Origin of the sequence: Lacinutrix himadriensis, from assembly GCF_001418105.1 — a bacterium.
GTDB lineage: Bacteria > Bacteroidota > Bacteroidia > Flavobacteriales > Flavobacteriaceae > Oceanihabitans > Oceanihabitans himadriense.
This window is the reverse complement of record NZ_LIQI01000012.1, coordinates 1-14,778: the sequence shown is the minus strand read 5'-3', so window position 1 is coordinate 14,778 and position 14,778 is coordinate 1. Positions and strand designations below refer to the sequence as shown.

Here is a 14,778-nt window from a genome sequence, read left to right as displayed (position 1 = left end):
TTCGGGTTTTTTATTCCTGCGAAAGCAGGAATCTCTATAAAAGGAACAAGTAGTTTTCTGCATTAAAACAGACTTCCTCTAGATTTAAATAGAAATAATATACTTACTTATTATTAATAGTATTATTATTGTGTTGTAAACCTATATCTATGAAACACATTTACCTAGCCCTTACATTTTTGTTTTTTACAATATTTTCTTTTGCGCAAATACCACCAAATGACGAAATTCAAAATGCAGTAAACATATCCAGTTTGCCCTTTACGGATAATAATGTGCAAACGCAAAATGCAACAACAGCTTCGGGAGGAGGAATGAATGGTTGTGATTTAAGTGCTACATTATCAAGAGTTTATTATAGGTATCAATATCCTATTACTAGAACAGTTAGAATTAAATTAACAGAAAGTTCCAGTAATTCTATAATTGCAGTGTATTCTTCTAATACTATAAATGCAACTTCAGATAGTCAATTACAAATGTCTTCTGCATGTAATTTTACATCAGATTTAACAATTGATCTGTTTGCATTTCAGGCCTATTACATAGCTGTAAGTAATCCGGATTCTAGTACCAATGTGTTAATTGCTCCAATAGTAACAAGTATTGTAAATATTCCAGATACTAATTTTAAAACAACATTAGTAAACCATACTAATCCAGTAATAGATGCTAATAATGATAATGAAATACAATATAGTGAAGCTTTTTTTGCAGAGAAAATTAATGCTAATTATAATGATATTTCAGATCTAACAGGTGTACAAGCTTTTGTTAATTTAGAAGAATTAACTGTTTCTGGTAATAACCTATCTGTTTTAGATGTTTCTCAAAACATACTATTAGAAAAATTATTTGCATCAAATAACCAGCTTTCTAGCATAGATTTAACTCAAAATATTGAGCTATTTGAGTTAAATATTTCTGGTAATGCTTTTCCCAACATAGATATAACCCAAAATTCAAATATTACTTTTTTAAATTGTAATTATAATCAATTGACAGCTATAGATATATCTAACAACGAAAATATTGAGGAATTACGGATTGATGGAAATGAATTAACAATTCTAGATGTCTCTCAAAATACAATGTTAGAAACTTTATATTGTCAATATAACCAAATAACAGAATTAGATCTATCTAATAATCCAAACTTAATAGATGTTGCAAGTCAATACAATGAAATTGTTACTATAGATGTCTCTCAGTGCGAAAATTTAGAATGGCTACATTTACCTGGAAACAACTTAACGACTATTAATCTTAATAATAATCCTCATTTAGTAGATTTATCACTACATAATAATCCATTAACAATTATAGATTTATCTCAAAATTTAGAACTTTTTTGGTTGGGTCTATCAGATACATTATTACAAGACTTGGATTTATCTAATAATTCTAATTTGGTTTATCTTGTTGCTAGAGGTTGTGAATTTCTTGAAACTATTAATTTTAAAAATAATTATAATACTGTTTTTGATGTTACAGAACCAGTATCTTATATAACTAATTCTGGGAGAGATTATCAAGTTATTCCAGTATTTAACGCTACAAACAACCCAAACCTTCAAACCATTTGTGTGGATGATGTAACCTATGCAACTCAAAAAATCACTAATATAACACCTAACACAGTTTTTGTTGAAGATTGCAGTATTAACAATATTAATTATAACAACATACAAGGTATAGTAGCTTTTGATGATGAGAATAATGGTTGTGATATTAATGATTTTATTGTGGCAAACCAATTAATTCAAGCTAATGATGGTGTAAATAACATAGCAACTTTTACTAATAATATAGGAGACTATAATTTATATTTAAACGAGAATACCTATAATACAGAAGTTTTAGGTTTAGCTTCCAATTTTTATGTTACACCAAATCCGTATAATACAACATTTACTGGTTTTGGTAATTCAGAAAATGCAGACTTTTGTATTAGCTCTTCGCATACAATAAATGATGTTAACGTAGTTTTGTTGCCTTTAAATCAAGCACGTCCAAGTTTTGATGCAAACTACCAATTAGTTTTTGAAAACACAGGAACAACTTTATTAAATGGTACTATTACATTAAATTTTGATGATGCTTCTCAAACCTTTGTAAATGCAATTCCAACAGAAAACACTTCAACTAGTAATAGCTTAACATTTAACTATAGTAATTTACAACCTTTTCAAATTCGTACTATAGATATTGTTATGAATACGTTTCCGCCTACAACAGTTAATGATGGAGATATTTTAAATTTTACTGCAACTATTAATCCTATTGCTGGAGACAACAATACAGAAGACAACACCTTTGTTTTATCACAAACCGTTGTAAATTCTTATGATCCTAATGATAAGCAAGTCTTACAAGGAAATGAAATTACATTACCTCAAGCAACTGCGTATTTAGATTATATCATTCGTTTTCAAAATACAGGTTCTGCAAGTGCAATTAATATTGTTATTACAGATGAATTAAATAGTAAACTAGATTGGGAAACGATAAGACCAATATCTGCAAGTCATGATTATTCGGTGAATATATTAAACGGAAATTTTGTAGAATTTAGTTTTGAGAATATAAATCTTCCAGCACAACAAGATGATGAAGCAGGAAGTAATGGTTTTGTGGCTTTTAAAATTAAACCAAAACAAGATGTTGTTGTTGGTAATATTATTACTGGAAAAGCAAATATCTATTTTGATTACAATGCGCCAATAATCACGAATGTTGTTTCCACAGAAATTGTAGAACCTTTATCCATTCCAGAGAATGAAATTAAATCGGTAATAAAATTATATCCTAATCCAGTAGGTGATCAGTTTAAAATTGAAGTAACAAATAGCAATTCAATAATCGATGTTAAGATATTTGATGTTTCTGGAAAGCAATTATTGACTTTTAAACCTTCGGAAAACTATAATGTTAAGGATTTAGTTTCTGGAGTTTATTTTGTGAGTGTACAAACCAATGATGGAACTGTAACTAAAAAAATAATTAAATAATAAAATAGGTTTAAGTAATCTAACGTATTATAATTTCACGAATTTTAATAATACTTGAATCCCTAACAAAGTCTTATTTTCTTAATATCTTTGTGATATAATTAAAACAAACACAATGAGCTTACAACAAGATATAATGACAGCGATGAAAGCTGCAATGAAATCTAAAGACCAAACAGCATTAGCTGCTTTAAGAGCAGTAAAATCTGAAATACTTTTAGCACAAACAGAAACAGGATCTAAAGAAGAGATTACAGAAGATCAAGAAATAAAAATACTTTCTAAATTAGTAAAGCAACGTAAAGATAGTGCGGCTATTTTTTCGGAACAAAATAGAGAAGATTTAGCAGAACCAGAAATTGCTCAAGCAGCAGTAATTAGCCAGTTTTTGCCAGCACAATTAAGCGAAGCTGAAATAGAAAAAGTAGTAGTAGAAACTATTGCAGCAACGGGAGCAGCAGGTATGAAAGATATGGGAAAAGTTATGGGAATGGTAAATCAAAAACTTGCAGGACAAGCAGATGGTAAAACAATCTCTAGTATTGTAAAGGCTAAATTGTCTTAAAATAATTCATTGCGAGGAGTAAAACGACAAAGCAATCTTTTAATTAGAATGCTAAGGTTAATTATTAACTGCAATTAAGTAAATAAGATTCCTGCTTTCGCAGGGATTATGGCCTCGTAGTTCAACTGGATAGAATATCAGATTTCGGCTCTGATGGTTGGAGGTTCGAACCCTCTCGAGGTCACGAATAAAAAGAAAAGTTGCATGTCAAATCAAGGGCACTTGAATTTGTAAATGCAACTTTTCTTTTTTCAAAGCGGAGCTTTAGAGGAGAAACAAGCAAAGCGAAGTTAGCCCTCTTTTAAGCATGTCAAATCAAGGGCACTTGAATTTGTAAATGCAACTTTTCTTTTTTCAAAGCGGAGCTTTAGAGGAGAAACAAGCAAAGCGAAGTTAGTCCTCTTTTAAGCATGTCAAATCAAGGTTACTTGAATTTGTAAATGCAACTTTTCTTTTTTCAAAGCGGAGCTTTAGATCTGAAACGAGCAAAGCGAAGTTAGCCCTCTTTTAAGCATGCCCAATCAAGGTCACTTGAATTTGTAAATGCGATTTTTTTTTCAAATCGGAAAAAAGAATAAACAACTTTCCACTTTCAAAGAACATTTTTTAGCGCTAATACTTTCTTTTTCTAGATGTTGGCTTTTCAACATGTTTCGCAGATATATTCCTTTCTATTAAGGTATATGTTTTTAACTTATTTTTATGTAACTCGCTTAACTTCAAATAATTTCGTACATTTAAGTTCTCCCACAGGCTTCAGAATTCATTCTGTTGACACTGAATAAAACTATTTATAGCAGGATGGTATGTAAATACTGTCTTAGATTTTTTATTGCTATTATTTAGTAAAAATGGAAAAGCCAATAGTTACGTAATTACTAGGCTAATCATAATCTGTATACGCTCCGTTTTTCGAATGCTATCGATAGAAATTATTCTTTAATTAGGAAGTTTTTAATAAAAAAGAATCATATGACAGCAAAATTGAAAACACCGGGAGTTTATATACAGGAAGTAAATGCTTTTCCAAATTCTGTGGTTCCGGTGCCTACTGCAGTTCCTGCATTTGTTGGCTATACACCTCAAGCTTCCTTAGATGGGAAAACCTATTTTAATGTGCCTACAAAAATCAAATCTTTCGCCGAGTTTCAATCTATATTTTGTTATCCAGATACTCCAGCGCCAGCAACTCCAAAAAAGCAATATCATCCAGAATATTATCTGGTAAAGCAGCAACAAGAACCAGAGATAGGGAGTTACATAAAAATTGCTGGTGATTTCTATGCTATACTACCAGATCCAAATACTATGTACTATATGTATAATAGTATCCGAATGTTTTATGAAAACGGAGGTGGTGATGCTTATATTGTATCTGTAGGTGCGTACGGATCTCCTTCTAAAAAACCAATGCGCCTTGGTGATCAAATTGTTAATCGTAATGTGCGCTTAAACGATTTGCAAAATGGTATTACTTTGTTAAAAAAGGAATCCGAACCAACCATGTATATCTGTCCGGAAGCAACGTTGCTTTCTGTAGCAAATAATGGTACGCTTATGCAAGCCATGCTACTTCAAAATTCGGAAATGGAAACAGCAATTAGCATTTTTGATGTTATTGGAGGTAACACTCCAGATTCTATACTATATACTAATGGTATTAATACTTTTAGAAATAATACAGGCGTTCAAGGTTTGAGTTATGGTTGTGCATATTATCCTTTTATTGGAACTACCATTATGCAACAATGGGATATTGATTTCACTAATTTATTTGGTGGTGATATAAAAGCCTTAGAAAGTATATTACTTGCAGCATCCGATACTAATGATAAAACGTCCGAAATTCTAAAAATTATTCAGAATCCTAAGGATAGTGATTTAACTACAGCGCAACTAAATGATGCGTTATTAAATGCAAGTCCTACCTATTCCTTAATCATTAGAAATGTATTAGCAGAAGCAAATATGCTTCCTCCAAGTGGTGCAATAGCAGGAGTTATTACGAGAACAGATAATCAAGAAGGCGTGTGGAAAGCACCAGCTAATACTTCAATAGTTAGTGTTGTTTCCTTGCCTATTAAACTTTCAAGCCAACAGCAAGAAGGTTTAAATGTAGACGCAGTTTCGGGTAAATCCATTAATGCCATTCGTGTTTTTAACGGAATAGGAATTTTAATTTGGGGAGCACGAACATTAGATGGTAATAGTAATGAATGGAAATATTTGCCTGTACGTAGAACACTTATATTTTTAGAGCAGTCTTGTAAATTGGCAACGCAAGCGTATATGTTTGAGGCTAACGATACAAATACTTGGAAAGCAGTAAAAGGTATCATTAATAGTTTTTTAGTCTCCATTTGGAGACAAGGAGGATTCCAAGGTAGTAAACCAGAACATGCATTTTTTATTAAATGTGGCTTAGGGGAAACTATGACTGCTCAAGATATCTTGAATGGCGTTATGATAGTTCAAGTAGGAGTTGCTTTGCTTCATCCCGCAGAGTTTATTGTTTTTTCATTCCAACAAGAAATGAAAATATCCAATTAAAATTTTTAATAACTAACATAAAAAACAGCAAATAGTATGGCAGACGATGGAAGTAATCTAGGAAACACTTGGCCAATGCCAAAGTTTAGATTTGAGGTCGATCTTGGATCTGAACTTAAAGGCGTGGCTTTTCAAGAAGTTTCAGGAATGGATGTAGAAAATCAGATTATAGAATACCGAAAAAGTGATAGTTCGCTTTTCTCTACTGAAAAAATGCCTGGGATAGTAAAGTATGGCAACATTACGATGAAACGAGGTGTATTTATCAATGATAATACATTTTGGAAATGGCACGATGAAATTACTATGAATACAATCCAAAGACGAACAGTGCTTATTAAACTACTCGATGAAAGCGGAGCAGTTACTATGCAATGGCAACTTAACAACGCTTGGCCAACAAAAATATCGAGTACAGATCTTAAATCGGATGGTAATGAAGTCGCAGTAGATACACTAGAAATAGCGCATGAACAATTAATAATAACAAATGGTTAAGCAAAGTGATTATCCAGTTGGATTTTATTTTAAGTTGACTTTTAAAGAAGAAGATATAGGGTTTCAAGAAGTCTCGGGTATTTCAAAAGAAATAGGAGTTGAAGAAGTCGTTTCTGGTGGTGAAAACCGACTTAAATATCGATTACCAAAAACTTTTAAGTTTTCCAATTTAGTTTTAAAAAGAGGAATAGTCGCTAAAAATTCTCAATTATTCAAATGGTGTGTAAGTACCATAGAAGAAGGATTAATTAAAGCTATTGTTATAAATGATTTTACAGTTAGCTTATTAGATAAAGATGGTTTAGTATTAAAAGAATGGACTTTTCACGATGCTTATCCAGTGAAGTATTCGGTTTCAGATTTAAGTCCAGATCCTAATGCTATAGCAATTGAAAGCTTAGCGTTTGCTTATTCTTATTTTGAAATTCTTTAGAAGAACACAACGTCTTTTCTGAAGATGCTTTTTAAGGATAACGGTTACAACGAAATGGAATACCAACATTAATGGTGTGCAAAAAGATATCGTTAATCTGAAAATAATAATTTTTAAACTTTAATTCATAATAAACCAATGACAGAAACAACTAATATATCAAGAGGAGAAATAGTCACTTTATCTGTGGAGGTGGAAGGCAGTTTAATTCCAGAGGTAAATCAAGTATATTCTATAAAAATAGAATTTGAAGTAAATAAAATAAGTAGTGCTAAAATTGTGATTCTAGATGGTGATGTTAGTACTGTTGAATTTGAAGCAAGTTCCTCGAAAACGTTTCTTCCAGGTAATGAAATTAGTATTAAAGCGGGATACGATAATGAAAATAAACTTCTTTTTAAAGGCGTTATCTGTGAGCAAAATATATGTGTTAATGGTCAAATAGGATCTTCATTGGAAGTGATATGTTATGACATGGCTATTAAAACAACCGTAGGTAGAAAAAGTAAAACCTTCACAGATCAAAAAGATAGCGATGTGTGGCGTTCTATAATTGGCAATTATTCTGGTCTTTCTGAAAATATATCTTCAACAAACCTAATTTACCCACAGCAAGTACAATATGATACTACAGATTGGGATTTTATAGTATCTAGAGCAGAAGCCAACGGTTTTATAGTAACAACTATTAACGGTAAAATTTCTATTCAAAAACCGGATACCAATACTACTTCTGTTTTAAACATAGAATATGGTAATAACCTTTTGGAGTTGCATGCTAACCTTAATGCAATAAATCAGTTAAAGACTGTTAAGGCTAGTTCTTGGGATTATGGTAGTCAAGAATTAGTTCAGAAAGAAACTAATAACACCTATTTTGGTCCTGGTAATTTATCTAGTACGAAACTTTCAGAAGTGGTAGGTCTATCTACTTTCGATTTACAATCGCCAGCACCAATTAAAAATGACGAGCTTGAAAATTGGAATCAAGCACAACTAGTAAAAAACAATTATTCAAAAATTCAAGGGGAAGTAAAATGCCAAGGAAATTCTTCAGTTCAAATAGGGAATTATATCACTTTAAGTGGCGTTGGAAGTCGTTTTAATGGCGACCATTTAGTTTCCAAAGTAGTACATGATATTTCTGAAGGAAACTGGACAACCGAATGTGCTATCGGACTTTCAGAAGAATGGCTTTCCAAACAGGATAATGACAAAAGAATGCCTCCTTCCAATCTGCCTTCTGGTGTTAACGGATTGTTTACGGCTACCGTAAAAAGGTTAGATGAAGACCCAGAAAGTCAGTTTCGAATTTTGGTAGATGTACCATTATTTAATACTTCTAGCGACGGACTTTGGGCAAGGTATTCTAGTTTTTATGCTTCCAATAATTCTGGAGCTTTTTTTATGCCTGACATAGGTGATGAGGTTGTGGTTGGGTTTTTAAATGAAGATGCTAGGTATCCAATTATTTTAGGAAGTCTATATAGCAATCCTAAGTTGAAACCGTCGGAAGGTCTAAATCCGAATTCGAACAATACCATTAAAGCAATAGTGTCAAAATCTGGTATTGCCATTGTTTTTGATGACGAAAACCAAATTTTCACCATTGTTACACCTAATAAAAATACCGTTGTATTTAATGATAAAGAAAAGCAAATTACAATTCAAGATCAAAACAGCAACCATATCATTATGTCGCCAGACGGTATTTCTTTAAAAAGTTCGAAAGACATATCTATTGCATCGGATGCAAACGTTAGCATAAAAGCCGCTCAAGGAATATCATTAGAAGCTAAAGAAGGAGATGTAAATGTAGAAGGTGTAAATATTCAACATAACGCAAATGTAGCATTTTCGGCAGAAGGAAGTGCTTCCGCTAGTTTAGAAACTGCAGGAGTTTTAACGCTCAAAGGAGCAATGGTAGGAATTAATTAAATAAAAAAAGATATGCCAGCAGCAGCAAGAATAACCGATTTACATATATGTCCAATGACAACGCCAGGAGTTGTTCCTGTTCCACACGTTGGCGGACCAATTATTGGGCCAGGAGAACCAACAGTACTTATTGGTGGTTTGCCAGCAGCAAAAGTTGGAGATAACTTAGTTTGTGTTGGCCCACCAGATAGCATTGCTACAGGATCTGGAACTGTTTTAATTGGTGGAATGCCAGCAGCAAGACTTGGAGACGTAACAGCACATGGAGGAACAATTATTACAGGAAATCCTACGGTGCTAATTGGATGAGGATAGGGGTTTTAGATTAATAGAACTTTAAAGGCAAATCAAAAACTATTCGAAAGTAGGAAAACTAAAGTAACGGATACGCTATTTCTAGAAATAGAGTGGCTGCAAAAAGTGATTAATCAAGGTATTGCTAGTTATCGGAAGGAGTTCAAAAAAGAAAATAAAACGATTAAATAGGAGTAATAGTTAAGAGAATTAAAGAAAATCCTGAAGTACTTATAAATAACTAAAAGAATAATAATATGATTATAAAGGAAGGTGTTTCTGTTGCTAACTCAGGCTTGGTGCTTTTAAGCGGGTATTTTTCAATGCTTTTTGAAAAACTTGATCTTACCACAAATAATAGTTTTATAAATATGGAATCGCAGTTAAAAGCAGTTCATTTTGTGCAATATTTAGCAACCGGAATGGAGCAAACTCAAGAATCGTACTTAGCATTCAATAAAGTGCTTTGTGGAATTTCGATTACTACTCCCATACAAGATGCAATCGAAATTTCAGAGGATCAAAAAAAACTTATGGATGGGTTGATTGGAGCCGCAATAAATCAATGGCCAGCAATAGGAGAAACTTCAATTGATGGTTTTAGAGGCAATTGGCTTGTTAGAGAGGGAATGCTGAAAGAAGAGCAAGACTATTGGGAATTAACTGTTGAAAAAAAAGCATATGATCTTTTAATTCATAAATCTCCTTTTAACTTTTCAAAAATAAATTTTCCTTGGATGCTAAAACCATTACGTGTAAATTGGCCTTATTAATTTTAGCATAAATTATATAAAGCCTACTTAAACTATATGATAAACTTCCTTTTACTGCAGCAAGAAAGTCCAAACAATCCTGCATTTACAAATACCATTTCTGTAGTGTTGATTGTTATCGGCGGTTTATTACTTTGCAGAGGCTTGTTTAAGTTTGTAGAAGGTTTTTATGTCGATTTTATAGCAAAAAAACCATTGTTTAGGCATATGCAACTATTCACTAAAGACCTAGACGAAAAACAAAAAAGAATTTTAGAAAAAGATTTTAAATTTTATAAACGGCTAGATGCAAAACAGCAAAAATACTTTAGACACCGTGTATATAAATTTATTTCACATGTAGATTTTGAAGGAAAAGAAGGTTTTGTAATAGATCCAGAGAAAAAAGTACTGGTTGCGGCAACTGCCATTATGCTCACTTTTGGATATCGAGATTATGCCATTAGCTTGGTAGATAAAATCTTAATTTATCCGGCTGTTTTTTATTCTAATGTAGACAAAAACTATCATAAAGGGCATTTTAATCCGGGTTACAGAGCAATCATTTTATCATGGGAAGATTTTATTCATGGCTACCAAGTAGAAGACGATAACCTAAATCTTGGTATTCATGAGTTTGTACATGCTTTGCATTTAAGCTATTTAAATTCTAAAAATGCTAATGATATTAGTGCTCATATATTTACTACTAGCTTAGAAGAACTAAATACATATATTAAATCTAAAGGAAATCTTAAATTAATAATGAAAGATTCATCCTATTTTAGAAGCTACGCTTTCGAAAATGATTTTGAGTTCACAGCAGTAATCATTGAGAATTTTATAGAAACACCAAGAGAGTTTCGCTCTAAGTTTCCAAAAATATATGCAAAAATAAAAGAGATGCTAAACTTTGATTTTCCTGGTTATTAAGAATTAGCTAGTTTTTTTAGATTAGCAATAGCAGCAGTTGGATTGGCACTTTTAAAAACATGACTTCCTGCAACAAACACATCCGCTCCAGCTTCAACTAGCTTTTCAATGTTTTTGTCGGTAACACCACCATCAATTTCAATTCTAGTATCTAAGCCTTGATCGTCAATCATTTTACGAAGCTTTCTCACTTTTTGATACGTCATTTCTTCAAATTTCTGTCCGCCAAAACCAGGATTAATCGACATTAATAAAACCATATAACATTTCGGTAAAATATCTTCTAAAACGCATACCGGAGTCGTTAAGTTTAAAACCACACCAGCTTTACAACCAGCATCTTCAATTTGTGTAAGCGTTCTATGTAAATGCACTGTAGATTCATGGTGTACCGTAATAATGTCTGCACCAACTTTTGCAAACTCTTCAATGTAGCGTTCTGGTTTTTCAATCATTAAATGCACATCTAATGGCTTTGTTGCATGCTTTTTAATAGCAGCAATTACAGGCATTCCGTAAGAAATGTTTGGCACAAAGTGACCGTCCATAACATCAATATGAAACCAATCGGCATCACTGTTATTAACCATTTCTGTATCGCGTTGTAAGTTGCCAAAGTCTGCAGCAAGCATAGAAGGAGCAATTAATTTTGTAGCCATTTTTTTGTTTTTGTTGTGTTTGCACAAATATAGAAAAGTCTTTTATAAACTCCATTCCCTTTGCTAAGGGATTTAGGTATGATAGTTTTCATGCTTTGGTAAGCAGTACGAAAAGGCTTAAAATGAGTGAACCCAGAGTAATCAGCTCTGGGTTCTTTCATCAATCAAAAAACGAACAGTTATGTGGTACTCAATTTCTCGAGTATAAACTGTTTGTTACGGTAATTTAGTCGTAATTATTATAAATTACTAACCTAAATAAGTTTTTAATATTTTACTTCTAGACGTATGTTTTAATCTACGAATAGCTTTTTCTTTAATTTGTCTTACACGCTCACGAGTTAAATCGAAAGTTTCACCAATTTCTTCAAGAGTCATTGGGTGTTGGTTTCCTAAACCAAAGTATAAACGAATAACATCTGCTTCACGAGGCGTTAATGTTTCTAGTGCACGCTCAATTTCGGTACGTAAAGATTCATGTAATAAATCACGATCCGGGTTTGGAGACTCACCAGAGTTTAATACATCATATAAGTTAGAATCTTCCCCTTCCACTAAAGGCGCATCCATACTTACGTGACGACCAGAATTTTTCATAGACTCCTTAACATCGTTAATAGTCATGTCTAATTCTTTCGCAATTTCTTCTGCACTTGGAGGTCTTTCATGTGCTTGTTCTAAAAATGCAAACGTTTTATTGATTTTATTAATAGAACCAATTTTATTTAAAGGCAAACGTACAATTCTAGATTGTTCTGCTAATGCCTGTAAAATAGACTGTCTAATCCACCAAACAGCATAAGATATAAATTTAAAACCACGCGTTTCATCAAAACGTTGTGCAGCCTTAATTAAACCTAAGTTACCTTCATTAATTAAATCTGGTAAAGTTAAACCTTGGTTTTGGTATTGCTTAGCTACAGAAACCACAAAACGTAGGTTAGCCTTTGTCAACTTCTCTAAAGCAAGTTGATCTCCTGCTTTAATACGTTGTGCTAATTCTACTTCTTCGTCTGCTGTAATTAAGTCAACTTTTCCAATTTCCTGTAAATATTTGTCTAATGATGCGGTTTCTCTATTGGTAACCTGCTTGGTAATTTTAAGTTGTCTCATCTAATGTTCTCGTGTAAAAATTTGTGTGAATAAAACGTTCTATATAGTTATACGCAGAAAGAGCAGTAAATGTTACAAAAAAGTTTATTTATTTTTTATTCCTTGTAAATCAAAGCTTTAATAAAGATTTGGGCGTTCCCTTTTTAAACCTAAAAAGGTTTTAAAACGTCAGGCTATCACTACTCGCTCTCTGCGAGGAGCTCAAACATACCGTTCTATCCTTAACGCGGGTACTCTTGTGGCATACTCAAAATGTATAAATACCAGGTAATAGAAAAATAGATTTTTGAAGAGGTTAGTCGTTCTTAATAAAAGAGATAAAGTATAGATGTTTAGTACAAAATTTTACTTTTTATTTGTTTTATACGGGTGTTGGCGGTAGTTTTTACCTGAAAATTCGAGAAACTAATAGTTTTAGCTTGATGTTCTTCGGAGTATTATCTCCTAAAACATCTGAGATTATAACACTATTAGTTAACACAAATAAGAAAACTCCAATAACTCCAATTATCCAAGGGTTCACAGCTCCAGCCCATAAAGTCATAAAAAGAGGTTGTTTAATAATTGATTCCTCTCCTTGTTCATTCACTCTGTTTATTGTTAAAGGTAATTTTTGACTAATGTAGTATTCTGTTCCATTTTTTTGAATATAATTTTCAACTTTTTGTTTCTGTAAATAAATCAAATTAACAATAGGCTGTCCTTGGTTGTCAATCGTAAAATTGAAATCTTTTGAATAGTTCTTTGTCCTTATATAATTAAGATAATTTCCATTTAAGTCATAAACTTGTATTCTATTGTAGAAGCCAAGTCCAATATAAATTTTATCATTGTTTTCTTCAATTCCTTGAATACTTGTCAAGGGTAATTCTCCTTCAAAAGATTTTCCACCAAATGATAATGCCATATTATATAAAAAACCAAATATTCCGAATAGAATTAGGCTCAATGAAATGTATGTAATTATTTTTCTCATTTTTTTAATTACCGCCAACGTTGTTGTGTATGGTTAGTTGCGTGGTTAAGCAACTAATTTAATAAACTTTCACGAACCCGTGAATATTCCGAAGGAATATTCGCAAGTAGAGAAGAATAAAGCAATTAATTATACACGGCTTAAGTTTACATTTTAAATAAAACATTAAATTAAGATATATAAATCAGAAAGAACAAAAGAGAGAAATAAGATTAGTATACACGGTGAAGCATTAGACTTCGACAACATTGATAATCCTCTCTCTTTTTCTACTAATATTTCGTTCAGTTCTGTGAGACTTTAGATCTCGATTTCAAGTTGTTGAAACATCAGTAGCTCGTTCTTTCCAAAATTCAATTCTTATGAATAAATATAGTGAAATTTTTGGATTAGACATTAGCAAAGATGTCTTTGATGTTTATGGTTCAGAGACAGGACATGACCAATTTAAAAATGATGAGAAAGGCTTTGTGAAATTCATAAAAGGCTTACCAGAAAGTGTTTTGGTGGTTATGGAGGCTACAGGTTATTATCATTACAGGTTGGCACAGTTTTTATATAAATCTGGAGTATGTGTGTCTGTTGTAAACCCTTTATCTGTAAAGCGATTTATCCAGATGAAATTAGCCAAAGTAAAGACCGATAAGAGTGATTCTAAAGCCATTTGTGAATATGGACAAATGAATGATGTTCCTCTTTACACAGCTTTAAATGAAGTTCAGAGTGAGTGCTTGCAACTCTTTAGATTGCTGGATAGTTACATAAAATACCGAACGGCATCGAAGAATAAACTTCATGGTGAAGAAACCTTAGGAATACCTTCCAAGTTTGTGTATCGTTCTTTAAAGCGAAACGTTAAGCATTTGCAAAAGGAGATTACCGCGATAGAAGAGCGTCTATTAGATTTAGTTAAACAAGAGCAGCAACATCAACTGACATTATTAAAAAGCATCCCAGGAATGGGTGTGAAAACAGCTTTGTTTTTAATAGTAGTAACTGATGGATTTAAAAAATTTGAAACGGCATCACAACTGTGTAGTTATGTCGGTATTACAC

At 32.3% G+C, this 14,778-nt stretch carries 13 protein-coding genes and 1 tRNA gene; 11 read left to right on the top strand and 3 right to left on the bottom strand.

Going from position 1 to position 14,778, the window contains the following annotated elements; genetic code table 11:
* The first annotated feature begins 149 nt into the window (after window positions 1-149).
* From AMD28_RS02270 to AMD28_RS02225, 10 genes are all read left to right on the top strand, one after another.
* On the top strand, window positions 150-3,011 hold the full coding sequence (locus AMD28_RS02270) for a DUF7619 domain-containing protein (RefSeq protein WP_055442547.1): 2,862 nt from the start codon (window positions 150-152) through the stop codon (window positions 3,009-3,011).
* A gap of 115 nt (window positions 3,012-3,126) precedes the next feature.
* Window positions 3,127-3,576 carry a GatB/YqeY domain-containing protein gene (locus AMD28_RS02265; protein WP_055442546.1) on the top strand — a complete coding sequence of 150 codons (450 nt, stop codon included), beginning with the start codon at window positions 3,127-3,129 and terminating at the stop codon, window positions 3,574-3,576.
* A gap of 110 nt (window positions 3,577-3,686) precedes the next feature.
* Window positions 3,687-3,760, top strand: a tRNA-Arg gene (locus tag AMD28_RS02260).
* 788 nt (window positions 3,761-4,548) lie between these two features.
* Window positions 4,549-6,126 (top strand): phage tail sheath family protein, encoded by a 1,578-nt coding sequence (locus AMD28_RS02255; RefSeq protein WP_055442545.1) that lies wholly within the window; start codon window positions 4,549-4,551, stop codon window positions 6,124-6,126.
* A 36-nt stretch (window positions 6,127-6,162) separates the two neighbouring features.
* A complete protein-coding gene (locus AMD28_RS02250) occupies window positions 6,163-6,624 on the top strand; it encodes a phage tail protein (protein ID WP_055442544.1) in 462 nt (153 codons plus the stop codon).
* Window positions 6,617-7,057: a phage tail protein gene (locus AMD28_RS02245; protein WP_055442543.1), complete on the top strand. Its 441-nt coding sequence runs from the start codon at window positions 6,617-6,619 to the stop codon at window positions 7,055-7,057. Before AMD28_RS02250 ends, AMD28_RS02245 begins: the two co-directional genes overlap by 8 nt.
* Window positions 7,058-7,195: 138 nt before the next feature.
* Window positions 7,196-8,995: a type VI secretion system tip protein VgrG gene (gene vgrG, locus AMD28_RS02240; protein WP_055442542.1), complete on the top strand. Its 1,800-nt coding sequence runs from the start codon at window positions 7,196-7,198 to the stop codon at window positions 8,993-8,995.
* Between the two features lie 12 nt (window positions 8,996-9,007).
* Entirely contained in the window at window positions 9,008-9,304 is a 297-nt protein-coding gene (locus tag AMD28_RS02235) for a PAAR domain-containing protein (protein WP_055442541.1), read from the top strand.
* Between the two features lie 242 nt (window positions 9,305-9,546).
* Window positions 9,547-10,062 (top strand): contractile injection system tape measure protein, encoded by a 516-nt coding sequence (locus tag AMD28_RS02230; RefSeq protein WP_055442540.1) that lies wholly within the window; start codon window positions 9,547-9,549, stop codon window positions 10,060-10,062.
* 36 nt (window positions 10,063-10,098) lie between these two features.
* Complete coding sequence (locus tag AMD28_RS02225) at window positions 10,099-10,974, top strand: zinc-dependent peptidase (RefSeq protein WP_055442539.1); 876 nt, start codon at window positions 10,099-10,101, stop codon at window positions 10,972-10,974.
* Here AMD28_RS02225 and rpe read toward each other — a convergent pair.
* From rpe to AMD28_RS02210, 3 genes are all read right to left on the bottom strand, one after another.
* Window positions 10,971-11,633, bottom strand: coding sequence for a ribulose-phosphate 3-epimerase (gene rpe, locus AMD28_RS02220; RefSeq protein ID WP_055442538.1), 663 nt, complete (start codon window positions 11,631-11,633; stop codon window positions 10,971-10,973). The genes AMD28_RS02225 and rpe overlap by 4 nt on opposite strands.
* A gap of 249 nt (window positions 11,634-11,882) precedes the next feature.
* Window positions 11,883-12,746: a sigma-70 family RNA polymerase sigma factor gene (locus tag AMD28_RS02215; protein WP_055442537.1), complete on the bottom strand. Its 864-nt coding sequence runs from the start codon at window positions 12,744-12,746 to the stop codon at window positions 11,883-11,885.
* A gap of 385 nt (window positions 12,747-13,131) precedes the next feature.
* The gene (locus AMD28_RS02210; protein WP_152975525.1) at window positions 13,132-13,722 is read right to left on the bottom strand and encodes a hypothetical protein; all 591 of its coding nucleotides are present in this window, start codon (window positions 13,720-13,722) and stop codon (window positions 13,132-13,134) included.
* A gap of 362 nt (window positions 13,723-14,084) precedes the next feature.
* On the opposite strand from AMD28_RS02210, the gene AMD28_RS02205 reads away from it, so the two are divergent.
* Window positions 14,085-14,778: IS110 family RNA-guided transposase (locus tag AMD28_RS02205; RefSeq protein ID WP_055442535.1), on the top strand; the 694-nt coding region annotated here is incomplete at its 3' end.